A 23,615-nucleotide genomic window follows, 5' to 3' on the forward strand; every position below is an offset into this window, starting at 1 on the left:
AAAAAACACAACATAAGAGGTTTCAATATCTGGAGAACATACGAATACAAGCCGACTTTCTCAAGATAAATAAACTAGCGTTCCGTCATTTATATCCGAACTCCAACAATCGCCACGCAAAACTTTCAGCGACGCTGAAACTTCCCAATACCGCCCCCCCAAAAAAAGAGGTCAGCCAGAAGCGGTCCGAGGCATGCAGCCAAACCAAAAGCAGCGCGGGGCATGGCACAAAGCCCATCAAAGTGGCCCCTTTTACAGGTGTGCAGCAGAACAGGCGTCGACAGCAGCGAGCAACATCCTCCTGCCTCACCTTTCAAACCGGAAAGGGCTAACCACCAGTTAAGAAAGTTCTGGTTTTTTTGCCCCCTGCCTTTTGCTTAATTAATCACCCCGACCAGCCAGCAAATACAAGCTCCCCCAGAAAACTCCACAGCAGTGCCAATCAATGTTTGAAGCAAACGAATCAATTGAACATCGAAAGTGCAGAACGCCCTTTAAAAACCATGACGGGATAAAGGTCTTCATGCCCCTTCCGGACAACCGCTTCCAAGTACACGAAATCAAAGTTGATTGAGAGAAACGACCCGCGATTACGTATTGGCTCAGCACCCGAAGGGCCAGGCGCTCTCCCCTCCTTCCAGCCTCCCATCCATGGCCTGGGAGGACTGACACACCGTCTTTCACGATCGCTCGGAGCAGGCCGTCACTCCTGCTCCGCACCCGTAGTACCCGTTCTGCTGGGGGGACCAGCAGAGTATTCATATAGAGGATGCACCATGAACAAAAGTTATGCATTGATCTGGAACCAGGCCACTGGTTGCTGGAACGTCGCCAGCGAAGGCACCCGACGCCGAGGCAAATCAAGCCGGCTCAAGGTCGTGATCGCCGCCGGCTTCTCGCTGCTGGGCCTGCTGGCTCAGGCCCCGGCCTTCGCCCTGCCGGGAGGAGCGGCGATAGTCGCGGGCGAGGCCGGCATTCACACCACCAGCGACGGCAAGCAAATGACCGTCGAGCAGCAGAGCAACAAGCTGATCACCCACTGGAACGACTTCAGCGTCGCCGGCGACGAAAGCGTCAGCTTCCATCAGCCCGGTAGCCAGTCGGTCGCCCTCAACCGAGTGGTCGGCACCAACGGCAGTGATATCCAGGGCCGCATCGACGCCAACGGCCAGGTGTTCCTGATCAACCCCAATGGCGTGGTCTTTGGCAAATCCGCCCAGGTCAACGTCGGCGGCCTGGTGGCCTCCACGCAGAACATCAGCGACAAGGACTTCCTCGACGGCACCTATCACTTCGCCGGCGACTCCAGCGCTGCGGTGAGCAACGCCGGCCAGATCACCGCCAGCGAAGGCGGCAGCGTCGCCCTGCTCGGCGCACAGGTCAGCAACAGCGGCGTGATCCAGGCGCAAATGGGTAGCGTCGCGCTGGGCGCGGGCAAGGACTTCAGCGTCAACTTCGACGGCAACGGCCTGCTCAACCTGCAGGTGAACGGTGCCGCGGTGGATGCCCTGGTGCAGAACGGTGGCCTGCTCAAGGCCGACGGCGGCCAGGTGTTGATGACCGCCAGCAGCGCCAGCAGTCTGCTGAAAAACGTAGTGAGCAACCAGGGCGTGATCGAGGCCAAGACCTTGCAGAACAAGGCCGGCAAGATTGTCCTCGACGGTGGCGACAACGGTATCGTCCAGGTGGCCGGACGCCAGGACGCCAGCGCCCTGGGAGGCCAGGGCAACGGTGGCGTGGTGGAAAACCGCGGTGCCCGGGTCGAAGTGCAACTGGCCGCGCAAGTGGACACCCGCGCCGACAAGGGATCGACCGGTACCTGGAAGATCCTCTCGGACGAGGTGAGCGTTTCCAAGGCCGACAACAGCACCCGCGGCCTGGTCATCGGTGGCGGCCTCAACGGCAACAGTGCAACAGGTGGCACCACCGGCGCTGCCCCGACCCTGCATGCCGATACCCTGGCCCAGAACCTGGCCCGGACCAACGTCGAACTGAGCAGCAAGGGCAACCTGTCGGTCAACCAGGCGGTTTCCTGGAACAGCGGCAACAAGCTCGGTCTGACCGCCGAACGCGGCGACGTCCAGCTGAACGCGGCCTTGAACGCCACCGGCGCCGGAGCAACCCTGGCCCTGAATGCCGCGCAGGGCGGCATCCGCCTGAATGACAATGTCGCGTTGAGCGGATCGGGAGCCAGCCTTGAGTTGAATTCCAAAAACGGCCACAGCCTCAAGGATGACAAGAGCGTCACCCTCTCTGGTGCGGATGCCCGCTTCAGCGCCAACGGCGAGGCCTATCAGGTGGTGCAGAACCTGAAGCAGCTGCGCGATATCGAAAACGACATGACTGGCCGTTATGTACTGGGTAACCAGATCACCGGCCAAGGCCGCTTCAAGACGCTTGGCGAAAAAAGCGCCTTCACCGGCAAGCTCGATGGCCTGGGCAATACCATCAGCGACCTGTCGATCTATGGCACCGGTGCCTTTGTCGGGCTGTTCAGCGCAAACCTGGGGCAGATCAGCAACCTGAACCTCGAACGCATTTCAGCCAGCGGCGCCGATTCCAAGGACTACAACACCCAGGTCGGCAGCCTTGCCGCGATGAACATGGGTAGCATCCGCAACGTCAAGGCCAAGGATGTACGGGTGACCGGGGCGTCTCACTTCAACACCCTGGGTGGCCTGGTCGCTCTCAACCTGAACGGCGACATCGCCAACTCCTCGGCCAGCGGCCTGGTGATCGGCAACAAGTACACCTATGCAATGGGTGGCCTGGTGGCCGAAAACGTCTCCAGCTCCGGCGGCGTGGCGAGAATCACCAATAGCCATGCCGATATCAACCTCAGGGGGCAAATGAACAGTGATATCAGAAACGCAGGTGGATTGGTGGGCTCGAACCGCGGAGTCATCGCCAACGCCTCCAGCACCGGCACGATCAGCCTTGCCGCCGCCAACCTGAACATCGGTGGCCTGGTCGGTGAGAATACTGGGGCTGGCAGCATCACCAACTCAAGCTCCAGCACTCATATCTCGGGTAGCCAGGCGCGTCGGATCGGTGGCCTGGTCGGCTCCAACCTGGGTTCTCTGACCAACTCTCACGCCAGTGGCGAGGTAACCGGCAACGGCACGGAAGCGATTGGCGGCCTGGTGGGCAAGAATCAGGGGGGGGCGATCGCCAACAGCTCTTCCAGCAGCAGCGTGTCCGACCTGTACGGTAAAAATGTAGGCGGCCTGATTGGCCACAACCAGGGCGGCCGCATCGATAACGCCTCGTTCTCCGGCACGGTAAAAGGCGGCAGGACTGCCAATATCGGTGGCCTGATCGGCCTGAACCAGGACAGTTCGGTCAGCAACAGCTCGGCCAAAGGCAATGTGTCAGGTTTGTACGATAGCAATGTGGGTGGTCTGATTGGCTACAGCCAGAACAGCCATATCGATAACGTGACCGTCTCTGGCGCGGTGAATGGCGACCGCAAGGCGAAGGTCGGCGGACTGATCGGTTTTAGCGAAGACTCCTCCATCGCCAACGCATCTTCCACCTCGATGTCCGTTACTGGTGGCAATAACACCTTTATCGGTGGCCTCGTCGGCTATAGCCAGAATAGCGATATCGCCAACTCATCGGTATCCACCACAGTGACCAGCGGCAGCGGAAGCCAGATCGGCGGCCTGGTCGGCTACAGCAAAAATACCGACATCACCAACGCCTCGGCATCCGCCACGGTGACTGGCATCGGCAATAACCTGGCCGGCGGTCTGGTGGGCCACTACGAGGATAGCCGTATCACCAACGCCTCGGCATCCGGCACGGTGAGCAGCGGCAACGACAGCATGGTCGGCGGCCTGGTTGGTTACAACCAACGTGGCGATATCACCAACTCCACGGCATCCGCCGCGGTGAGCGGTGGCGACAATAGCCAGGTCGGCGGCCTGGTCGGCAGACAACAGGGCAAAGTCACCAACTCCTTCGCCAAAGGCTCGGCCAAAGGCGGTCGCTATAGCAGCGTGGGAGGTATGGCCGGGTCGAATGAAGGGGAGATCCGCAACTCCACAACCACCAGTGACGTCAGCGGCGGTTATGGCGCGCGCCTGGGCGGGCTGGCGGGAATGAACTTCGCCAAGATGTACCAGTCGTCAGCAGGTGGCAAAGTCGATGGCTCTGCCTCCGCCGGACAATTCTACGGTGGCCTGGTCGGCATCAACTCCTGGTCGGAATTGCAATCCAACAACAGCGTCTTTGGTGAAGCGGCCAAAGTGCAGCCGGTTGGCCTGCAGTTCTAAGAGCAGAAACCCTGCCCCTCGTCATAGGGGAGCAGGGCTTGTTGTCTGAGTGAAAAAGAGGGGGGTAATGATTCAGCCGAATCATTGCCCCTCTCTTTTTATCTGGCCCCTCTCTGCGCCCTCCTCCCGTGCTCTACTTCTCGGCCGCGGCCTCAACAGGGTCGACACCCGAAACGCTGGACCGGGTGAGGCGGTAGATGGATGCGCAGTAGAACAGCAGCGCCAAGGTCGCCAGCAAGCCGCCGGCCAAGCCGACATAGGCGAACCCGAGCTGGCCCCCTACCCAACTGCCAAGCAGCGCGCCACCACCGATGCCGATATTGTAGATCCCCGAAAACAGCGCCATTGCCACATCGGTCGCGTCCGGCGCGAGCACCAGGACCCTGGACTGCAGCGCCAGCCCGAAGCCCATGATCGCCATCCCCCAGATCAGGCTGAGCCCACCCAGATACGAAACCTCCCCGCTCAACGGCAGCAGCAATGCCAGGCACAGAATGAGCAAGGCCACCGTCACCAGCAGAAAGCGCTGTGGGCTGTAGCGGTGAAACCTGCCGAACAGTAGCGAGCCGATAATACCCGCCCCGCCGAACAGCAGCAGGATGAGGGTCACCACATCGCCGTTCAAGCCGGCCACCCCCTTGATGAAAGGCTCGATATAGCTGTAGGCAGTGAACTGCGCGGTGACCACCAGGGCCGTCAACACATAGAGCGCCACCAGCGCAGGCCGCTTGAACAATATCGGCAGGCTTCTGAGAGAACCCGAGTTCTGGCTGGGCAACAACGGCAAGCTCCTGGCCAGCCAGAACACCAGCGCGGTGGCCAGGCCAGCAATCACGATAAAGGTGGTGCGCCAGCCCATGGCCTCGCCCAGCAGCCTGCCGAGGGGAATACCCAGCACCATCGCCAGGGAAGTACCGGTGGCCAGCAGGCCCAGGGCCTGGACCTGTTTTCCCGGTGGTGCCAGACGCACCGCCAGGGATGCGGTGATGGACCAGAACAGCGCATGGGATAGGGCCACACCGATGCGGCTCAGCAACAACATGCCGAAACTCGTGGCCAGCCCCGACAGGATGTGACTGGCAATGAACATCCCGAACAGCACGAGCAACAGCTTGCGCCGCTCGACGTTGCGCGTCAGCAGCATGACCGGCAGCGAAGTCAGGGACACTATCCAGGCATAGAGGGTGAGCATCAGGCCGACCCGGTCCGTCGACAGATCGAAGCTGCTGCCGATCGAGCTCAACAGCCCGACGGGAACGAACTCCGTGGTGTTGAACACAAAGGCCGCCAAGGCCAGTGCAATGACTGCCCGCCAATTACCCTTAGTTGTCGCCACGCAGATACTCATTTAAAGGTTGCACCACGCTATCGATGGTCAATCAGGCCCGGACCGTCGCAAACCCCGTGCCAAGCGCGCACTCACAAAGGCTGGGCGCACGGTCGGGAGCATGCAGGCGCCGAACAGGACTGCGCCAGCGTACAGGACAAGGGGAAAAACAGCGCCATCCCGCGCTACAGGGGACAAATGGACCGAAGCTCGGCCACTGCCGACAGAAACGAAAAAAGGGTCCCGAATGGGACCCTTTTTCGATGAACTACAGACCTTTGAAAATCTGTAGCTCTATGTTTGGAGCGGGAAACGAGACTCGAACTCGCGACCCCGACCTTGGCAAGGTCGTGCTCTACCAACTGAGCTATTCCCGCAAATGGCGTCCCCTAGGGGACTCGAACCCCTGTTACCGCCGTGAAAGGGCGGTGTCCTAGGCCACTAGACGAAGGGGACACGCTACCCGGAACACATGGTGTGTGTTTCGGTGTCCAGATCCGCATCCGAAGACTTGGTTCTGGTTTCACTCAGCCCCGCCCGAAAGCAGTGCCGTTTAAAATTGGAGCGGGAAACGAGACTCGAACTCGCGACCCCGACCTTGGCAAGGTCGTGCTCTACCAACTGAGCTATTCCCGCATTGGCGTCCCCTAGGGGACTCGAACCCCTGTTACCGCCGTGAAAGGGCGGTGTCCTAGGCCACTAGACGAAGGGGACACACTACAACATTCACTCCCTGCCGCGTTTCGCTGTGTGCTTTACGCTGCAAGTGGCGCGCATTCTATGGATGGATTGGAGGGTCGTCAACCCCCTGATATAAATTTATTTAAATCAATGACTTCGGGGTGGTTTGCGAGCCCTTTCGGGCATTTGTGCAGCCTGTGCCTTGACGCCTATATTCTGACACTCGACAAGGCGCTATAGTCCACATCCATAGGTGATGGCAATATGAAACCAGCCAGACATTTCCTATATAAGCAGAGAATCGGCCTGTTTCTGCTCGTCGACCTGCGCTAGGCGCCCCAAGGCTAAGTCACTACACTCGCCACTCGTACGCGAACCCCAGAAAGAGGTCTTACACGGTGACACCACTCATGATCACCCTGCTAGTAGTAGCCGGGATCGTACTTTTGATCGCCATTGGCTACATGAACCATGTGGTGGAAAACAACAAACTGGAAAAGGCCCGTACCAAGGTCGAACTCAATGACCGCCTGCGCCGCTGCGGCGAAATCACCGAGACCTTCCCCGGCCAGTTCATGTCGCCGGCGCTCAAGCTGCTGATGACCCGCCTGGAGCTCAACGTCGTTCAGCGCCTGTTGAACCTGAACAAGTCCGATGCCGCGCTCAAGGCACGTATTACCGAGTTGAATGCGCTGGTCGGCCAGGGCGAATCGATTCCGGTCAACAACCCGCCCTGCCCGATCCAGACCGAAGCCAAGGCCAAGGACGTGCGTTTTCTCCTGGAAGCCCTGCATGGGCAGGTGACGCGCGCCGCCCAGGACGGTTTCCTGCCGACCAACGAAGCCAAGCACTGGATCAGGGAAATCCGCCACATCCTGGTGCTGCTGCACATCGAGTTCTTCAACAATCTCGGCCAGTACGCCCTGCAGCAGGAGCAACCCGGCCAGGCGCGCCTGGCGTTCGAGCGTGGCGTGCAGTACCTGCGCAAGCAGCCGGACCCGGCGGTCTATCGGGAACAGTTGGAGTACCTGGAAAAACTCCTGGCCCGCTCCAACGCGATGGTGTTGACCAACACCCAGCCGGTCGAAGGCGAGGTCAACCAATTGACCGAAGGCCTGAAAGTGGTCGAAGCCGACGCCGACTGGAAGAAGAAAGCCATTTACGACTGACCGGCAACAGCCGTGCGAGCAACTCGCACGGCACGGCCTATAAAGGCTGCGCCCCTGGCGGCGCAGCCTGTAGCAAGCATCCGCGGCATTACAACCGGAAATGCCCGACCATCCCCTTCAACTCCGCCCCCAACTGCGCCAGCTCGATGCTCGACGCTGCATTGCCCTGCATGGCCAGTGACGACTGATCGGCACTGGCGCGGATGCTGGTGACGCTGCGATTGATCTCTTCGGCGACCGAGCTTTGTTGTTCGGCGGCCGCGGCGATCTGCTGGTTCATCTGCTGAATCAGCGACACCGCCGTGGCGATGCTGCCCAGCGCGCTTTCGGTCTGCAGCGCATCGCTGACCGCCAGCTTGACCAGTTCACCGCTGCTCTGGATCTGCTGCACCGAGGACTGCGCCGCCGAGCGCAAGGCACTGACCAGGCGCTCGATCTCTTCGGTGGATTGCTGGGTGCGCTTGGCCAGGGCCCGCACTTCGTCGGCGACCACCGCAAAGCCCCTGCCCTGCTCGCCGGCACGCGCCGCTTCGATGGCCGCGTTCAGCGCCAGCAGGTTGGTCTGTTCGGCGACACTCTTGATCACGCTGAGCACGGTGCCGATGTTCTGGATCTCGGCGCTGAGGCTTTCGATGCTGGAGCTGGCACTGGTGGCCGAATCCGCCAACTGCTCGATGCGCTGCATGCTCTGGCGCACCACCTGCTGGCCACTTTCGACCTTGTCGTCGGCGGTCTGCGCCGCTTGCGCCGCTTCTTCGGCGTTGCGCGCGACATCGTGCACGGTGGCGGTCATCTGGTTCATTGCCGTCGCCACCTGCTCGGTTTCTTCCTTCTGGCTGCTGACCTCCAGATTGGTCTGCTCGGTCACCGCCGACAGCGACTGGGCCGAGCTGGCCAACTGCTCGATGCCCGCCTGCAAGCCGCTGACAATACCGCTCAGGCCACTGCCCATCTGTTGCATCGCCAGCATCAACTGGCCGATTTCATCCCGGCGCGTCACTTCCACTGTCGTGCTCAGGTCGCCGGCGGCGATCTGCTGCGCCACGCGCATCACGCTGCGCAGCGGAGTGACGATCAAACGGGTAATGATCCAGGCCGCCAGCACGCCCACCAGCAATGCCAGGGCCGACGAAGCGACGATCAGCAGCGAGTTCTTTCTCAGCTCCGCCTGCATCGACTGATCCTGCGCGCCGTACGCCTGGTCGACCCGCTCCATCACCTGCGCAGCGCGCTCGTGCAGCTGCTGATAGACCTTTTTCTCCTGCGCCAGCAAGCCGGTGTATTCAGCGAGCTTTTCGCTGAAGCCGCCGATATGCCCGACCACCTCGTTGAGCACGGTCTGATAACCGGCGTCCTTGACCACGGTCTTGAGCTGCTCGGCCTGGGCCAGGGCCTGGTCGGCCTGCTCGATCTTGCCCTGCTCGACCTCTTCCTCGCCCTTGCGGCTCTGGTCCAGGCGCACCCGGGCTTCGTTCATGGCTTGCAGCATCAGGCGCGAGACCTGGCTAACCTGATTGGCCTGCTCGACGAACTCGCTGCCCTCCTTGCCGGCGGATTCCTTGAGCGTATAGGTGCCGTCATCGGCCAGACCGGCCTGCAGTACGTCGAGGTTGTTGGCCACGCTGGACACCGACCAGCTGGCCATTTCCAGCGCCAAGTCCTTGGCCTGGGTCAGCTCGACGAACTCGTCGAAGGCCTTGCGGTAAGCCCCCAGCGCCTGCTCGACGTCGGTCATCACCGGCACGTTCGCCGCCGAGCGCTCCTTGAGCTGCGCCGCCAGCCCCAGCAGGCCATCGACGCCCTCATGCAAGGCGTCCGCGGTTTTTGCGTCGCCGTGCAAGGCATAGTTCTGTTCGAGCAGGCGGACCTTGAGCAGACCGCTGTTGAGCGACGACATCTGCTTGAGGCCATCGAAACGCTGGCTGATGGTCTGCAGGGACCAGACGCCTATGGCCGCCACCAGCGCTGTCAGAAGCAGCACCAGGGTGAAACCGACACCCAGTTTTTTCGCCATGCCGAGGTTGGCAAAACGTCCGTTCGTGGCCGAATTCATTGCGCTCAGTCCCCTTCCAGTCCCCAATGGCGACAGGGCCATTGTCCAGTTTTGCAGGTTCGCAACGGGCTGCACTGGAGCACAAGTCTCTGGCGTCGGAATAATGGCAAAAAGCTACGTTCAGGTCGTTTTCAGAATGGTCGAGGTCGATCCGGTACAGCCCTGGCAATACTCGTTCATCAGGGCCGTCGATAAGGCAGGCGAGCCTCAGATGGCGGTGGCGCCACCGTCGACCGCCAGTGCATGGCCAGTGGTGAAGGCCGCGCCGTCGCTGCACAGATACAGCACCGCGCTGGCGATTTCCTCGACCTTGCCGATCCGTCCGACCGGGTGCATGGCCGCGGCGAATTCGGCTTTCTTCGGATCGGCCTCGTAGGCGCGGCGGAACATGTCAGTGTCGATCACCGCCGGACACACCGCGTTGACGCGGATTTTCTTCTTCGCGTACTCGATGGCCGCCGACTTGGTCAGGCCGATCACCGCATGCTTGGAGGCGGCATAGATGCTCATCTTCGGCGCCGCGCCCAGACCGGCCACCGATGCGGTGTTGACGATCGCCCCGCCGCCCTGGGCGAGCATCAGCGGCAACTGGTGCTTCATGCACAGCCAGACGCCCTTGACGTTGACCGCCATGATCGCGTCGAACTCGTCCAGGGTGCCGTCCGCCAGCTTGCCCTTCTCGATTTCGATCCCGGCATTGTTGAAGGCATAGTCGAGGCGCCCGTAGAGGCTTGCCACCTGTGCCATCAGGTTCTGCACATCCGCCTCGTCGGTGACGTTGCAACGCACGAACGACGCCTCGCCACCGGCGGCGCGAATCAATTGCACCGTGCCTTCGCCGCCGGCGACGTCCAGGTCGGCCGCCACCACTTTCAGCCCCTCTGCGGCGAACGCCAGGGCCGTGGCCCGGCCAATACCCGCCGCTGCGCCGGTGACCAAAACGACCTGGCCGGAAAACGTCATGCTCATGGTGATGCCCTCGATGGAATGCATGGATCGGATTGGCCCAGTCTAGGCACAGGCAACGGGCACGCGGCAGCACTATCAGAGGGCCGGTTGCCCACTTATCCGCGATGGTGATGAAGGCGGCCATACGACCATCACGCCTCTGGATCGCGCCCTATTCGCTACAGCGGCAAACCTTGCGGCATCAGGGCTGAAGGTCTATCAACTAGGGTTCCATTGATCCTCGAGTGCCTGCCATGACCACCCTGACCAATCGCCAGTTTCTGCTCGCCAAACGCCCGGTGGGCGCGGCAACCCGCGAAACCTTCACCTACCAGCAGGTTGCCGTCGGCGAACCGGCGGCCGGGCAGATCCTGGTGAAGAACCAATACCTGTCCCTCGACCCGGCCATGCGCGGCTGGATGAACGAAGGCAAGTCCTACATCCCGCCGGTGGCCATCGGCGAAGTGATGCGTGCGCTGGGCGTGGGCCAGGTGATCGCTTCGAACAACCCCGGCTTCGCCGTCGGCGACTACGTCAATGGCGCCCTGGGCGTGCAGGACTATTTCCTCGGCGAGCCGCGCGGCTTCTACAAGGTCGATCCGAAACTGGCGCCGCTGCCGCGCTACCTGTCGGCCCTGGGCATGACCGGCATGACCGCCTATTTCGCCCTGCTGGACGTCGGTGCGCCAAAGGCCGGTGAAACCGTGGTGCTGTCGGGCGCGGCCGGCGCGGTGGGCAGCATTGCCGGGCAGATCGCCAAGATCAAAGGCTGCCGGGTGGTCGGCATCGCCGGTGGCCAGGACAAGTGCAAGTTCCTGATTGATGAGCTGGGCTTCGACGGGGCCATCGACTACAAGAGCGAAGACGTCCATGCCGGCCTCAAGCGCGAATGCCCGAAAGGCGTCGATGTGTATTTCGACAACGTTGGCGGCGACATTCTCGATGCGGTGCTCAGCCGCCTGAACTTCAAGGCGCGGGTGGTGATCTGCGGCGCCATCAGCCAGTACAACAATAAGGAAGCGGTCAAAGGCCCGGCCAACTACCTGTCGCTGCTGGTCAATCGCGCGCGCATGGAAGGCTTTGTGGTGATGGACTATGCGGCCCAGTTCGCCACCGCCGGGCAGGAAATGGCCGGCTGGATGGCCAAGGGGCAGCTCAAGAGCAAGGAGGATATTGTCGAGGGGCTGGAGACTTTCCCGGAAACGCTGATGAAGCTGTTCAGCGGCGAGAACTTCGGCAAGCTGGTATTGAAGGTTTGAGACAGGCTTTTTGAATGGCGTTGGCTGGTCGATTGTTTCGCGAGCAAGCTCGCTCCTACAGGAAACGCGTCCCCTGTAGGAGCGAGCTTGCTCGCGATAGCGCGAAGCGCGCTTACGCCAGCTCGGCTACCACGGCCGCCAGGGCCTTGGCCGGGTCCGCCGCCTGGCTGATCGGACGGCCGATCACCAGGTAATCGGAGCCGGCATCCAACGCCTGGCGCGGAGTAAGGATGCGCCGCTGGTCGTCCTGGGCGCTGCCCGCCGGACGAATCCCCGGGGTCACCAGTTGCAGCGACGGGTGCGCGGCCTTCAGCGCCTGGGCTTCCAGGGCCGAACAGACCAGACCGTCCATGCCGGCCTTTTCCGCCAGGGCGGCGAGGCGCAACACCTGCTCCTGCGGTTCGATATCCAGGCCGATGCCAGCCAGGTCTTCTCGCTCCATGCTGGTCAGCACGGTCACGCCGATCAGCAGCGGTTTCGGGCCGCTGCGCTGGTCGAGCACTTCGCGGCAGGCCGCCATCATGCGCAAGCCGCCGGAGCAGTGCACATTGACCATCCACACGCCCATCTCCGCGGCAGCCTTGACGGCCATCGCGGTGGTGTTGGGGATGTCATGGAATTTCAGGTCGAGGAAGACTTCAAAACCCTTGTCGCGCAGGGTGCCGACGATTTCCGAGGCGCAACTGGTGAACAGTTCCTTGCCGACTTTGACCCGGCACAGCTTGGGGTCCAGCTGATCAGCCAGTTTCAGTGCGGCGTCACGGGTGGGAAAGTCCAGGGCGACGATGATAGGAGTCTGGCAAGCGGACATGAAGGGGGCTCTCAGGCAAGTCGAAATCGGCGCGGATTGTAGCGCAAGCGACGGCGCTCCGGGACCCGATGATCGGTAATTCATCGCCAACGGCAGCTTGCGTATCGATAAAACCGTGCAAATGCCCGAGCCTGGCGGCAATTGTGTCGAGCCCGATACACTCCCGACACGCCGACAACAACCAGCCCGGCTACCCTCGCCAGCCGCAACACTCCCGAACAGCACTTCCAGCCCCAGGGCCGGACGCCTATGCTGAAGCCACCACCTCGCCGCCCCTCTTTGTGGCAGGCAGCCTACCTGGCAGATGATCGCACGCATGCATAACACTCCAGCTCCCCTCAATGACGATCAGAAAGCACCTGGCACGGGTGACGACAAGCGCTGGAACACCCGGGCGCTGATCGTCGACGACGACATACCGATCCGCGAACTGCTGATCGACTACCTGGCCCGTTTCAACATCCACGCCACCGGTGTGACCGACGGAGCGGCGATGCGCCAGGCCTTGCAGGCGGAACACTTCGACGTGGTGGTGCTCGACCTGATGCTGCCCGGCGAGGATGGCCTGTCCCTGTGCCGCTGGCTGCGTAACGAATCGGACATCCCGATCCTGATGCTCACCGCCCGTTGCGAACCCACCGACCGGATCATCGGCCTGGAGCTGGGGGCCGACGACTATATGGCCAAGCCCTTCGAGCCCCGGGAACTGGTGGCGCGGATCCAGACCATCCTGCGTCGGGTCCGCGACGACCGCACCGAACAGCGGGCCAATATCCGCTTCGACAACTGGCGCCTCAACAGCGTGCTGCGCCAGTTGATCTCCGCCGACGGTCTTGTCGTACCGCTGTCCAACGCCGAGTTCCGCCTGCTCTGGGTGTTCATCGAACGTCCGCGCCGGGTGCTGAGCCGCGAACAGTTGCTGGACGCCGCCCGTGGCCGCTCCATCGAAGCCTTCGATCGCAGCATCGACCTGCTGGTCTCGCGCCTGCGGCAGAAGCTCGGCGACGACCCGAAATCGCCGCAGTTGATCAAGACCGTGCGCGGTGAAGGCTACCTGTTCGACGCCCGAGACATCGGCTGATGCGTGGGCGCTTCGATACGTTGTTCGGCCGCCTGTTCGGGGTGTTGCTGATCGCGATCGTGCTCGCCCACCTGCTCGCCTTCTTCTGGTTCCGCCTCTACGGCCCGCCCCCGCGCCCGCCGGCCGGCGAGTTCAGCGGCCAGCCGCTGCCCGGCAACGGGCGCTTCGAACCGCGGCCGCCGCGCCCCTGGTTCGGCGGGCCGATCGTGCCGCTGACCTTCCAGTTCATCTCGCTGATCATCGCCGCCTGGTACGGCGCCAAGCTGCTGACCCGGCCGATCCAGCGCCTGAGCGACGCCGCCGAGCGTCTCAGCGAAGACCTCGACAGCCCGCCGCTGGACGAGTCCGGCCCGCGGGAAGCACGGCAGGCGGCCCATACCTTCAACCTGATGCAACGGCGCATCCAGGAACAGGTCAAGCAGCGCGGGCGCATGCTCGGCGCGGTTTCCCATGACCTGCGCACACCCCTGTCGCGCCTCAAGCTGCGGCTGGAACAGATCGAAGACCACAGGCTGCAGGGCCAGATGCGCCAGGACCTCGACGACATGATCAGCATGCTCGACGCGACCCTGAGCTACCTGCACGAACAGCGCACCAGCGAGGCTGTGCAGTGGATGGATGTGCAGGCGCTGGTGGAATCGCTCTGTGAAAACGCCCAGGACCAGGGCGCCGACGTGCAGACCAGCGGCCATTGCGCGCCCCTGCAAGTGCAGCCGATGGCCCTGCGTTCCTGCCTGAACAACCTGCTGGACAACGCCCTGCGCTATGCCGGGCATGCCCGCATCAGCCTGCAGGACAGCCGCGAGCAGGTGCTGATCCGGGTCATCGACCATGGCCCGGGCATCGCCGAAGACCAGCGCGAAGCGGTGTTCGAACCCTTCTATCGGCTGGAAGGCTCGCGCAACCGCAACTCCGGCGGCGTCGGCCTGGGCATGACCATCGCCCGCGAGGCCGCCGAACGCCTGGGCGGGCAACTGCACCTGGAAGAAACCCCAGGCGGCGGCCTGACCACCGTGGTGCGCCTGCCCCGCGTCTGAACCGCCGGTGTGTACCGACCGGTACAACGCTCACATACCCACGACACCTCGCCGCCTGAGCGCCGCCGTCACCGTAGCCGCTGCCGAGCAGCGCGAGGCTGCGATCGGCTTGGGCGGCACTCCGACGTAGCGGTCGTAAACCAGTCAACACCTTAGCTCCGGCAGACCACCCATGCTGCGTTTGTGAGCATCAGGTTTCTGCCTGGAAGAATGCATGGCCTGGTTTTACGGCGCTTCGCGGTCGATCGCAGTCTCGCAGGCTCGGCAGCGGCTACAGGAGCGGGCACGAATGCCCGCGTTCTGCATGGATCAGCGCTTGTCTTCGACCCGCGCCTGGCTGGCGCTCCAGTCGGTCAACAGGCTGTAGGCCACGGCCAGCAGGGTCGGGCCGATGAACAGGCCGATGAAACCGAAGGCGATCAGCCCGCCGAAGACCCCGAGCAGCACGATCACCAGCGGCAGGTTGCCGCCCCGGCTGATCAGGTAGGGTTTGAGCACGTTGTCGACGCCACTGATGATGAAGGTGCCCCAGATACCGAGGAACACCGCCATCCCGTATTCGCCTTTCCAGGCCAGCCAGGCGGTGGCTGGAATCCACACCAGCGGCGGGCCCATGGGAATCAGGCTGAGCAGGAAGGTGACAATCCCCAGTACCAGCGCGCCCGGCACGCCGGCGATCAGGAAGCCGATCAGGGCCAGGATCGCCTGGGCCGCCGCGGTGCCGATCACACCGTTGACCACCCGCTGCACCGTACCGGCCACCAGCTCGATGTAGTAGCCGGCGCGGTCGCCGATCAGGCGCTCCAGCAGCCCATGGACGAACGCCGCCAGGCGCGGGCCGTCGCGATAGAAGAAAAACACGAAGACGATGCTCAGGGTCAGTTCGAGGATCCCGCCACCGATCTGCGCGCTGCGAGCCAGAAGCCAGTTGCCGACCTGCCCCAGGTAAGGCTTGATCGCCAGCATCATCGCCGCGCCCTGCTGGTCGATGCTGTCCCACAGCCCCACCAGGCGTTCACCGACGAAGGGCACGCCGGCCAGCCAGCTCGGCGCTTCGGGCAGGCCGTCGACCTGCACATCCTTGATAAAGGCGGTGGCATCGCGCACATGGTCGGCCAGGTTGAAACCGAGCCAGACCAGCGGCGCCGCCACCAGCAGCATCCAGCCCAGGGTCAGCACGGCCGCGGCCAGGGACTCGCGGCCATTGAGCCAGCGGGTCAGCAGGCGCATCAGCGGCCAGCTGGCAAACGCCAGGACCGCCCCCCAGAACAACGCGGACCAGAACGGCGCCATGACCCAGAAGCTGGCGCCGAACAGCACCAGAAGCAGGATCTGCACCAACAGGCGATCATTATTGAGCATGTAGGATCTCGAGAAAGGTCAACTCACCAAGCGTAGGCGAAAGGCGGATCACCCGTTCGCCTGCGCCCGTTCAATGCAACAGTTCAGCGCAGCAGCTCAAGGCGCAGGCCTGGGGCCTCGCTGCCGCCGGTTTCCATGCGGGCCGCCCGCACGCCCTGGCCGATCAGGGCCTGGCGCCAGGCTTCGGCATTCGGCCCGGAAACACTGACCCGCAAGGTGGCATCGAGGTTCAACCCGCGTGACAGCAAGGTCAGCCAGGTGGGCTGGGGTTCGCCGCCGAGCTTGGGCAGGTCCAGTTCGCCGGTGTCCTTGAGCTGGCGCAACAGAGTAGCCGAGGTCGGCAACAACTCGCCCAGGGGAGTACTGGCGTCGAACTGCTCGACATGCAGGTACGCCCGGCGATTGCCACGGGTAATGCTGTACAGGGCCACCAGCGAGTTGTCGTTGGGCGCGGCCAGGCGCAACAGCAGGTAGGCCTGCTGGACATCGGCGCCGTACAGCTTGGCGTTGCCGAACACCTCGTTGGCCCACAGGCTGCTTTCCCCGCAATCCCGGGCCTGGCACCAGAACAACAGTTCGGCGCCCTGCTTCTGCAAGGCTTCGCGGGCAGCCGTAAAGGCCGCGGTCGAGGAATGCTCCGGCGGCAGCTCGTAGGTCACCGACGTCGCGGTGCCGCGCGCGCCGACCTGGCCATCGAAACGCAGCTGGCCGCTGATCTTGCGGATCGAGCCCATGGGATAGATCCGCTCCATCTCGGCCGCCGGACGGTAGTCGACGATCTGCGCGTCAGGCATGCGCGGCACGATCGGCAGGTCATGGCTGCCGGGCAAGTCGGCGGCGAGGAGCAAGGGGCTGGCACAGGACAGCAGCAGGACACTGAATAAACGCATGGATGCTCTCATCGGATCAGCATGGCCTGGGCACCCTTGATGACACTGGCGTCATCCGTACGCTGCGGAACCTGCAGCCCGCGCTGCACCGCCGGTCGCGCCTCGAGGGTCGCCATCCAGCGTTGCAGGGCCGTCAGGCCTTCCACCGGAACCCCGGACCAGTCATGGCCGCGTACCCAGGGAAAGGTGGCGATATCGGCAATGCTGTAGTCGCCGGCGAGGAATTCGACCTCCTGCAAGCGGGTGTCGAGCACCTCGTACAGGCGCCGGGTTTCATGCTGGTAACGATCGATGGCGCCCTGGAGCTTTTCCGGAAAGTAGCGGAAGAACACATTGGCCTGGCCCTGCATCGGGCCGATGCCGCCCATCTGGAACATCAGCCACTGGATCACTCGGGAACGGCCCTTGGGATCGCTGGGCAGCAACTGCCCACTGAGTTCAGCCAGATAGAGGAGAATCGCGCCGGATTCGAACACGGCGAAATCGCCGTTGGCGCGGTCGACAATCGCCGGAATCCGGCCATTGGGATTGATCTTGAGAAAGCCTGGAGCCTTTTGTTCCTTCTTGTCGAAACTCAGGGCATGCACCGTATAAGGCAGGCCGAGTTCCTCGAGCACGATAGAGACCTTGTGGCCATTCGGGGTCGCAGCGGTGTAGAGATCTATCATGGTTGTCTCCCATTTCAACCCGCCCAGCCTCGACAGTTGCCCGCTGCAAGTCAAGAAACGGCGAAAAACCTATTGAAACAGTCTGCAACAAGGCTCGCGCCGGCTTCGTCGTTCAAGTGCAGGTGATGGCCACCAGGCAGCTGTTCCCGGCTAAAGGGTAGCCGCTCCAGCAACTCCGGGTGCTTGGCCAGCATACCGTCGGCCGCCACCACCAGATGGGTCGGACAGGACAGGCGCTGGACGAAGGTCATGGCCTGTTCCTGGGTCAGGCGCAGCGGCGAAGCCAGGGTCAGGCGGCTGTCGCTGCGCCAGGTGTAGCCCCCCGGGACCGGCATCAGGCCGCGTTGCGCGAGCAGTTCGGCGGCTTCGCGGCTGACTGCGACCATGCCCTTCATCCGCACTTCGATGGCGCGGTCCAGGGTGGCGTAGACCGGCTTGCGCTTTTCCCGCAGGTCCAGCTGGGCCTGCAGGGCCATGCCCATGCGCTCGGCGGCATTCTCACCGGTGGCGGTCGGCGGAATCACCCCGTCGATCAGCGCCAGGTGGCTTACCCGCTCGGGCAACGAGCCGGCCAGCACCAGCGAGACGATCGCGCCCAGGGAATGCCCGAGCAGGCCAAAACGTTTCCAGCCCAACTGCTCGGCGACCTGCAACACGTCATACGCATAATCCCAGAGCGCATAGCTGGCAGCCAGGGGGCGGTGCCCGGAATGGCCATGCCCGGCCATGTCCAGGGCGACGATGCGCAAGCCGCGCAGCCGGGGCGCCAGCCGCGCGAAGCTGTTGGCGTTGTCCAGCCAGCCGTGCAAGGCAATGACCGGCAAACCGTCCTCGGGGCCGAACAGGTGCGCCGCCAGCTCGATATGCGGCAGGCTCAGGCGGACTTCTTCCACCGCGGCGCTCATGCGCAGCTCCGTTCGGTGCGGGTTTCCCAGCGGCTGAAGAGTTTTTTCAGCAGGGCCGCGGTGTCCTGCGGGCGCTCCAGCGGGAACATGTGCCCGCCCGGCATGCTCAGGGATTCGCCATGGGGCATGCGCCCGACACTGCTGGCGTGATGCTTCATCACCACCCGGCTCTGACGCCCGCGCACCACCGCCAGCGGCACCTTCAACTGCCGGGGGCGGCCCGGGCTGGTGTGCGGTACGCCGCGATAGATGCTGATCTCGGTGGCCGGGTCGAAGCGCAGCCGCAAACGGCCGTCGACCTGATGCAGGCCGTGTTGCAGGTAGGCGTCGAAACACTCGGGGTCGAAGCCACGGAACAGGGTCTTGCCGGCAAAGTACTTGCGCGCCGACTCCAGGTCGCTGAACTCCTCGCGCCGGCCCAGGGTCCGGCCGGCGGGGGTCAGGCGGTCGATAAAACCGAAACGCTTGGCGGCGCGAATCACCCATTGATCGGCACGGGTCAGCACCGGCGAGTCAAGCATCACCACCCCGCGATACAGCTCCGGGCAACGCAGCGCCGCGTGCAGGTGCAGGACGCCGCCGAAGGAATGGCCGACGCCCCACACCGGTTCGGCCTGCTGTTGCAGATGGTGGATCAGTTCGTCCACCAGGTTGAGCCAGTTGTCGTCCGCCGGAAAGCGCGGATCGTGGGCGTGCTGCTGCAAATGCGCCACTTGATATTCGGGCGCCAGGGCGGCGAACAACTTGCCGTAGGTCCCCGAGGGAAACCCGTTGGCGTGAGCGAAAAACACCTGTTGCGACATACCGGCTAACTCATGAACAAAAAACGATGGCTGATTGTCCGCACGCCATTGCCCGACGGCAATGACAGTAACGGTCAAGAATGATGACACTCCGCTTCAGCCTATGGGTACCGCTCAACGCGCCGGCGGCGTCTGCCCCAGCGGCACCACGGCCATGGTCAGGCGCGATACGCAGCTGGCCTTGCCTTCGTCGCTGCAGAGGCGAATATCCCAGACATGGGTGGTACGCCCGATATGAATCGCCCTGGCCACCGCCGTCACCCGGCCGGAACGCAGGCCGCGCAGATGGTTGGCGTTGATCTCCAGGCCCACGCAGTAGAACTTGCTGGCGTCGATGCACAGGTAGCTGGCCATGGAGCCGACCGTTTCCGCCAGCACCACCGAGGCGCCGCCGTGCAGCAGGCCATAGGGTTGGTGGGTGCGATGGTCGATCACCATGCTAGCGGTCAGGGATTCGTCGTCGAAGGACTCGAAGCGGATGTCCAGCACCTCACCGATGGTGTTTTTCTGGATCGCGTTCAGTTGCTCGATGTTCGGGGTGGTACGCCATAGGCTCATCACTGCATCCTTTAGGGGGGTTAACCGCGCTCAATCCTGCCACAGCACCGCTTCGGAGCGCTCGCTCCACTCTTTGAAGCGCTCGCCGTAGGTGGCTTCGATGACATTGCGCTTGATCTTCAGGGTCGGGGTCAGAAAGCCGTTTTCCACCGCCCAACTGTCCTTCACCACCACCAGGCGGTGCAAGCGTTCATGTTTATCGAGCGCGCCGTTGACCTCATCGAGCAGGTTTTCCAGGCTCGCATGCAGGCCGCCACGGGCACCGCCGGCGGCGTCCTGCAAACCGGCCGCGGACAACACGCACAGGCCCAGCGGCGCACTCAGGCCATCGCCGACCACACACACCTGCTCGATCCGCGAATGCACCGCCAGCCGGTTCTCGATCGGCGCCGGGGCCACGTACTTGCCCTTGCTGGTCTTGAAGATTTCCTTGAGCCGCCCGGTCAGGCGCAGATTGCCATCGGCGTCCTGCTCGCCCTTGTCGCCGGTGCGCAGGAAACCATCCGCGGTGACGGTTTCCGCGGTCTTCTGTGGGTCCTTGAAGTAGCCGAGCATGGTCGCCCCACTGCGCACCTGGACCTCTCCGGCCTCGTCGATCCGCACCTCGACGTCCGGGCAAGGCCGACCGATCCAGCCGGGTACATGCTGGCCGCTGCGGCCGATGTGAGAATAACCGCAACTTTCGGTCATGCCGTACACCTCCAGCACGTCGAGGCCCAGGCGCTGGTACCAGTCCAACAGGGTCTGCGGCACCGGCGCGGCGCCGGACAAGGCGACCCGCAGTGCATCCAGCCCCAGCCCGGCCAGCACCTTGTGCCCGACCCGCTTGCCGATGAACGGCAGACCCAGCAGGAAGTCCAGGCGCTTGGCCGGAACCTTGCTGTACACGCCCATCTGGAACTTGGTCCAGATCCGCGGCACACCGAACAGCGCCGTGGGCCGCGCCCGCTGCAGGTCGGTGAGAAAGGTCTCCAGGCTCTCGGCGAAGAACACTGTCTGCCCGGTATAGATCGCCGCCAGCTCGACGAACATGCGCTCGGCCACATGGCACAGCGGCAGGTAGGACAACAGCCGGTCCGTCGGCCCGAGGCCGAACAGCTGGGTGCCGCGGGTCGCCGCAAAGCCCAGGGTGCCGAAGCTGTGCATCACGCCCTTGGGCAGGCCGGTGGTGCCCGAGGTGTAAATGATGGTCGCCAGTTGCTCGGCGGCGGGGTTGGGGTCGTCCTGGATCGGCGAGCACTGCTGCAACTGGTCCCAGGTGAAGTCAAAGCGGCCTTCGGGGCAGATCGGCAGGCTGATGGTCGGCAGCCCGGGCTTCACGCCGGGGGCCATCACCGGCCAGTCATCCAGCTTGCCGATGAACACCAGGGCCGACTCGGAATGCTCCAGCACCTGGGCCACCGAATCGGCGGTCAGGTTGGGATACAGCGGCACGGAAACGTGACCGGCCATCCAGATCGCCAGGTCGGCGATGATCCAGTGGGCGCAGTTCTTGGAAATGATCGCGACATGACTGCCCGGCGGCAGCTCGCGGGCGCGCAGCCAGTGGGCGGCGCAGCGGGCCTGGTGGCCGACGTCGGCCCAGGTCAGCTCTTCGACCCGGCCACCGCCCAGGGGCTGGACCAGGAAACGTTGGCGGGGATGACGAGCTTCGCGCTCGTAGAACACTTCCAGCGGCAAACGAAAAGCAGCAGACATGCGACTCGCTCCTTTGTTTTTGTTCTGATCGTGAGGCTAGCCAACCAAGCACTTGCTCGGGCGACTATTCCACGCACAAAGGAACGCTGCAAGTTAAGAAATGTAGCGAAAAGCACAGATCGTCGTAGGAGCGAGGCTTGCCCGCGATAAGAGGAACGCGCTGCTTCAGACAGTCCGCGCCGCTTCCTTTCGCGGGCAAGCCTCGCTCCTACAGGGTTCAGGGATTCTTGATGCTGTTGAGGGTCATCAGGCCGGCCAGCGGCCAGTCGCCTTCGAGTTCCGCCAGGCCTGCGGTGTGCATCGGCTGGGGATTGCGCAGATGGCCATGCTGCAGGAGGCCGATCAGGTTACCCACCAGCGGCTGGTGGCTGACCAGCAGCACGTTGTCCGCCGAATCGAGCTGGGCGACCACCGACAACGGGTTGTTGTCCGGCGTCAGCCAGGACACGGTGCGGATATCCGCTTCGAAGCCCAGGGCTTCGCGCACCAGCTTCGCCGTCTGCTGCGCCCGCGCATAAGGGCTGGCGATGATCGCGCTGAGCGGCTGGCCGATCAGGTGCGCGGCGCTGCGCAGCGCTTCCTCGCGGCCATGCTCGGTCAGGTTGCGCTCGGCATCGCTGCGTGCATGCGGCTCGGCTTCACCGTGGCGCAACACCCAGAGCTTCACAGCTTGGGCTCCTCGTCGCGCACCGGATGGGGCGCCGGTGGCACCACGTGCGGCGCTTCGCCTTCAGGGGCGCGCGGGGCCGGCCAGTCGGCGAACGGCCAAGGCTTCTGGTCGGTGTGGAAACTGCCGAAGCGGCCGATCTGCGCCAGGAACTGGCTCAGGCTGTCGCCGAAGTTCATCAGGCTGGCACTTGGCGAGCCGTAGATCAGCCGGTAGATCAACTGCACCAGCACCAACGCGCCGAGGATGAATTGCGCCACTTGCCAGACCAGCACGAACACCAGCATCCACAGCACACGCAGGAGGATGGATTCATACTTGGCTTCGGAATTCGTATCGTTCATGTCTCGCTCCTGTCCTGCTCAGTTGAAACCACTGGGGGAGATAAAGTCGACATCGGTTTTCGGCTCGCCGCGCATCAGCAGCTCGATGACCTGATTCAGCGTGCGACCTTCAAACAGGATGGCATGTAATCCGGCCACCAGCGGCATATATACGCCCACTTCCTGTGCCTTGACCTTGAGCACCTTGAGGGTGTTCACGCCTTCGGCCACCTCGCCGAGCCGGTCCACCGCCTCTTCCAGGCTCAGGCCTTCGCCCAGGGCGAAACCGACCTGATAGTTGCGGCTCTTGGGCGACGAGCAGGTGACGATCAGATCGCCAACCCCCGCCAGGCCGAGGAAGGTCATCGGGTTGGCGCCCTGGCTGACGGCGAAACGGGTCATTTCCGCCAGCGCCCGGGTAATCAGCATGCTCTTGGTGTTTTCCCCCATGCCCAGCGCCACGGCCATGCCGGCGATGATCGCGTAGACGTTCTTCAACGCCCCGCCCAGCTCGACGCCGAAGCGGTCGGCGCTGGCATAGACGCGGAAGGTACGGCCATGCAGGGCCGCCTGCACGCGCTGGCAGAGTTCTTCGTCTTCACTGGCGACCACGGTGGCGGTCAAGGCGTGCTCGGCCACTTCACGGGCCAGGTTCGGCCCGGACAGCACGCCGATCCGCGCTTGGGGCGCGATCTCTTCGAGGATTTCGCTCATCAGCTTGAAGGTCTGCGCCTCGATGCCCTTGGTCAGGCTGACCAGCAGCTTGCCGGCGAGCAGCTGCGCATGGGGTGCCAGCACCGAGCGCAGAGCGCTGGAGGGCAAGGCGACAAAACACAGATCACTGTCGTTCAGGGTGGCCAGAAGATCGGTCACCGGCTCCACCGCCGGATGAATCTTGATGCCTTTGAGGTAACGCGGATTTTCGCGATGAATGCGAATGGCCTCCGCCTGCTCCGGGTCACGCATCCACTGCCGCACCCGATGGCCGTTCTCGGCCAGCAGATTGGCCACGGCGGTACCAAAGCTTCCGCCTCCCAGGACCGCGATAGGGCGCTGTTCAGTCATATGCAATCCGTCAATCCATACAGTGGCGATGGC

At 63.3% G+C, this 23,615-nt stretch carries 19 protein-coding genes, 4 tRNA genes and 1 pseudogene; 5 read left to right on the forward strand and 19 right to left on the reverse strand.

Annotated elements, in window-relative coordinates; all coding sequences use genetic code 11:
• Positions 1–776 precede the first annotated feature (776 nt).
• Positions 777–4,277, forward strand: coding sequence for a GLUG motif-containing protein (locus J4D28_RS04195; RefSeq protein WP_009047802.1), 3,501 nt, complete (start codon positions 777–779; stop codon positions 4,275–4,277).
• A 133-nt stretch (positions 4,278–4,410) separates the two neighbouring features.
• Here J4D28_RS04195 and J4D28_RS04200 read toward each other — a convergent pair whose 3' ends face one another.
• The 5 genes from J4D28_RS04200 to J4D28_RS04220 form a co-directional block, all read right to left on the reverse strand.
• Positions 4,411–5,625, reverse strand: a complete 1,215-nt coding sequence (locus J4D28_RS04200; RefSeq protein WP_009047801.1) for a sugar transporter — start codon at positions 5,623–5,625, stop codon at positions 4,411–4,413.
• 280 nt (positions 5,626–5,905) lie between these two features.
• Positions 5,906–5,981: transfer RNA gene (locus J4D28_RS04205), tRNA-Gly, on the reverse strand.
• A gap of 3 nt (positions 5,982–5,984) precedes the next feature.
• A tRNA-Glu gene (locus J4D28_RS04210) sits at positions 5,985–6,060 on the reverse strand.
• Between the two features lie 104 nt (positions 6,061–6,164).
• A tRNA-Gly gene (locus J4D28_RS04215) sits at positions 6,165–6,240 on the reverse strand.
• Between the two features lie 2 nt (positions 6,241–6,242).
• Positions 6,243–6,318 (reverse strand) — tRNA-Glu (locus tag J4D28_RS04220).
• Between the two features lie 365 nt (positions 6,319–6,683).
• On the opposite strand from J4D28_RS04220, the gene J4D28_RS04225 reads away from it, so the two are divergent.
• Positions 6,684–7,454 carry a hypothetical protein gene (locus J4D28_RS04225; RefSeq protein WP_016702189.1) on the forward strand — a complete coding sequence of 257 codons (771 nt, stop codon included), beginning with the start codon at positions 6,684–6,686 and terminating at the stop codon, positions 7,452–7,454.
• An 88-nt stretch (positions 7,455–7,542) separates the two neighbouring features.
• On the opposite strand, the gene J4D28_RS30630 is transcribed toward J4D28_RS04225, so the two are convergent.
• From J4D28_RS30630 to J4D28_RS04235, 3 genes and pseudogenes are all read right to left on the reverse strand, one after another.
• Positions 7,543–8,424 (reverse strand): methyl-accepting chemotaxis protein, encoded by an 882-nt coding sequence (locus tag J4D28_RS30630; protein ID WP_371858165.1) that lies wholly within the window; start codon positions 8,422–8,424, stop codon positions 7,543–7,545.
• Positions 8,425–8,454: 30 nt separating this feature from the next.
• A pseudogene (locus J4D28_RS30635) lies at positions 8,455–9,549 on the reverse strand (methyl-accepting chemotaxis protein); the annotation flags it as partial.
• Between the two features lie 165 nt (positions 9,550–9,714).
• Positions 9,715–10,476, reverse strand: coding sequence for an SDR family oxidoreductase (locus J4D28_RS04235; RefSeq protein WP_009047798.1), 762 nt, complete (start codon positions 10,474–10,476; stop codon positions 9,715–9,717).
• Positions 10,477–10,709: 233 nt separating this feature from the next.
• On the opposite strand from J4D28_RS04235, the gene J4D28_RS04240 reads away from it, so the two are divergent.
• Positions 10,710–11,714: an NADP-dependent oxidoreductase gene (locus tag J4D28_RS04240; protein WP_103331297.1), complete on the forward strand. Its 1,005-nt coding sequence runs from the start codon at positions 10,710–10,712 to the stop codon at positions 11,712–11,714.
• A gap of 112 nt (positions 11,715–11,826) precedes the next feature.
• Here the strand turns inward: J4D28_RS04240 and pyrF are convergent, their stop codons facing one another.
• Positions 11,827–12,525, reverse strand: coding sequence for an orotidine-5'-phosphate decarboxylase (gene pyrF / locus J4D28_RS04245; protein ID WP_007931610.1), 699 nt, complete (start codon positions 12,523–12,525; stop codon positions 11,827–11,829).
• 316 nt (positions 12,526–12,841) lie between these two features.
• Between pyrF and J4D28_RS04250 the strand changes: the two genes are divergently transcribed.
• Together J4D28_RS04250 and J4D28_RS04255 are read left to right on the forward strand one after the other, a co-directional pair.
• Positions 12,842–13,606, forward strand: a complete 765-nt coding sequence (locus J4D28_RS04250) for a response regulator (protein ID WP_009047795.1) — start codon at positions 12,842–12,844, stop codon at positions 13,604–13,606.
• Positions 13,606–14,643, forward strand: a complete 1,038-nt coding sequence (locus tag J4D28_RS04255; RefSeq protein WP_103331296.1) for a HAMP domain-containing sensor histidine kinase — start codon at positions 13,606–13,608, stop codon at positions 14,641–14,643. The genes J4D28_RS04250 and J4D28_RS04255 overlap by 1 nt, the downstream gene beginning before the upstream one ends.
• A 309-nt stretch (positions 14,644–14,952) precedes the next feature.
• On the opposite strand, the gene J4D28_RS04260 is transcribed toward J4D28_RS04255, so the two are convergent.
• The 10 genes from J4D28_RS04260 to J4D28_RS04305 form a co-directional block, all read right to left on the reverse strand.
• Complete coding sequence (locus J4D28_RS04260; RefSeq protein ID WP_009047793.1) at positions 14,953–16,005, reverse strand: AI-2E family transporter; 1,053 nt, start codon at positions 16,003–16,005, stop codon at positions 14,953–14,955.
• Between the two features lie 83 nt (positions 16,006–16,088).
• Entirely contained in the window at positions 16,089–16,895 is an 807-nt protein-coding gene (locus J4D28_RS04265; protein WP_038631081.1) for a DUF4892 domain-containing protein, read from the reverse strand.
• Between the two features lie 8 nt (positions 16,896–16,903).
• Entirely contained in the window at positions 16,904–17,563 is a 660-nt protein-coding gene (locus J4D28_RS04270) for a glutathione S-transferase family protein (protein WP_103331295.1), read from the reverse strand.
• 50 nt (positions 17,564–17,613) lie between these two features.
• On the reverse strand, positions 17,614–18,468 hold the full coding sequence (locus J4D28_RS04275) for an alpha/beta hydrolase (RefSeq protein ID WP_103331294.1): 855 nt from the start codon (positions 18,466–18,468) through the stop codon (positions 17,614–17,616).
• Positions 18,465–19,271, reverse strand: coding sequence for an alpha/beta fold hydrolase (locus J4D28_RS04280; RefSeq protein ID WP_103331293.1), 807 nt, complete (start codon positions 19,269–19,271; stop codon positions 18,465–18,467). Before J4D28_RS04280 ends, J4D28_RS04275 begins: the two co-directional genes overlap by 4 nt.
• A 114-nt stretch (positions 19,272–19,385) precedes the next feature.
• Positions 19,386–19,829, reverse strand: coding sequence for a hotdog fold thioesterase (locus J4D28_RS04285; RefSeq protein WP_007931583.1), 444 nt, complete (start codon positions 19,827–19,829; stop codon positions 19,386–19,388).
• 30 nt (positions 19,830–19,859) lie between these two features.
• Positions 19,860–21,527 carry an AMP-binding protein gene (locus J4D28_RS04290; protein WP_009047788.1) on the reverse strand — a complete coding sequence of 556 codons (1,668 nt, stop codon included), beginning with the start codon at positions 21,525–21,527 and terminating at the stop codon, positions 19,860–19,862.
• 217 nt (positions 21,528–21,744) lie between these two features.
• Positions 21,745–22,194 carry a phosphohistidine phosphatase SixA gene (sixA, locus tag J4D28_RS04295; RefSeq protein WP_009047787.1) on the reverse strand — a complete coding sequence of 150 codons (450 nt, stop codon included), beginning with the start codon at positions 22,192–22,194 and terminating at the stop codon, positions 21,745–21,747.
• On the reverse strand, positions 22,191–22,538 hold the full coding sequence (locus J4D28_RS04300; protein WP_007931570.1) for a DUF4389 domain-containing protein: 348 nt from the start codon (positions 22,536–22,538) through the stop codon (positions 22,191–22,193). Before J4D28_RS04300 ends, sixA begins: the two co-directional genes overlap by 4 nt.
• 18 nt (positions 22,539–22,556) lie before the next feature.
• The gene (locus tag J4D28_RS04305; RefSeq protein WP_009042808.1) at positions 22,557–23,582 is read right to left on the reverse strand and encodes an NAD(P)H-dependent glycerol-3-phosphate dehydrogenase; all 1,026 of its coding nucleotides are present in this window, start codon (positions 23,580–23,582) and stop codon (positions 22,557–22,559) included.
• Positions 23,583–23,615 lie beyond the last annotated feature (33 nt).

This window comes from Pseudomonas sp. GW531-T4 (genome assembly GCF_017349615.1).
Classification (GTDB): domain Bacteria; phylum Pseudomonadota; class Gammaproteobacteria; order Pseudomonadales; family Pseudomonadaceae; genus Aquipseudomonas; species Aquipseudomonas chlororaphis_I.

Coding starts and splice junctions, on each gene's coding strand:
- J4D28_RS04195 (WP_009047802.1), top strand. CDS start 777: ATGAACAAAAGTTATGCATTGATCTGGAACCAGGCCACTGGTTGCTGG.
- J4D28_RS04200 (WP_009047801.1), bottom strand. CDS start 5,625: ATGAGTATCTGCGTGGCGACAACTAAGGGTAATTGGCGGGCAGTCATT.
- J4D28_RS30630 (WP_371858165.1), bottom strand. CDS start 8,424: ATGCTGGCGATGCAACAGATGGGCAGTGGCCTGAGCGGTATTGTCAGC.
- J4D28_RS04235 (WP_009047798.1), bottom strand. CDS start 10,476: ATGAGCATGACGTTTTCCGGCCAGGTCGTTTTGGTCACCGGCGCAGCG.
- J4D28_RS04240 (WP_103331297.1), top strand. CDS start 10,710: ATGACCACCCTGACCAATCGCCAGTTTCTGCTCGCCAAACGCCCGGTG.
- pyrF (WP_007931610.1), bottom strand. CDS start 12,525: ATGTCCGCTTGCCAGACTCCTATCATCGTCGCCCTGGACTTTCCCACC.
- J4D28_RS04250 (WP_009047795.1), top strand. CDS start 12,842: ATGCATAACACTCCAGCTCCCCTCAATGACGATCAGAAAGCACCTGGC.
- J4D28_RS04255 (WP_103331296.1), top strand. CDS start 13,606: ATGCGTGGGCGCTTCGATACGTTGTTCGGCCGCCTGTTCGGGGTGTTG.
- J4D28_RS04260 (WP_009047793.1), bottom strand. CDS start 16,005: ATGCTCAATAATGATCGCCTGTTGGTGCAGATCCTGCTTCTGGTGCTG.
- J4D28_RS04265 (WP_038631081.1), bottom strand. CDS start 16,895: ATGCGTTTATTCAGTGTCCTGCTGCTGTCCTGTGCCAGCCCCTTGCTC.
- J4D28_RS04270 (WP_103331295.1), bottom strand. CDS start 17,563: ATGATAGATCTCTACACCGCTGCGACCCCGAATGGCCACAAGGTCTCT.
- J4D28_RS04275 (WP_103331294.1), bottom strand. CDS start 18,468: ATGAGCGCCGCGGTGGAAGAAGTCCGCCTGAGCCTGCCGCATATCGAG.
- J4D28_RS04280 (WP_103331293.1), bottom strand. CDS start 19,271: ATGTCGCAACAGGTGTTTTTCGCTCACGCCAACGGGTTTCCCTCGGGG.
- J4D28_RS04285 (WP_007931583.1), bottom strand. CDS start 19,829: ATGAGCCTATGGCGTACCACCCCGAACATCGAGCAACTGAACGCGATC.
- J4D28_RS04290 (WP_009047788.1), bottom strand. CDS start 21,527: ATGTCTGCTGCTTTTCGTTTGCCGCTGGAAGTGTTCTACGAGCGCGAA.
- J4D28_RS04300 (WP_007931570.1), bottom strand. CDS start 22,538: ATGAACGATACGAATTCCGAAGCCAAGTATGAATCCATCCTCCTGCGT.
- J4D28_RS04305 (WP_009042808.1), bottom strand. CDS start 23,582: ATGACTGAACAGCGCCCTATCGCGGTCCTGGGAGGCGGAAGCTTTGGT.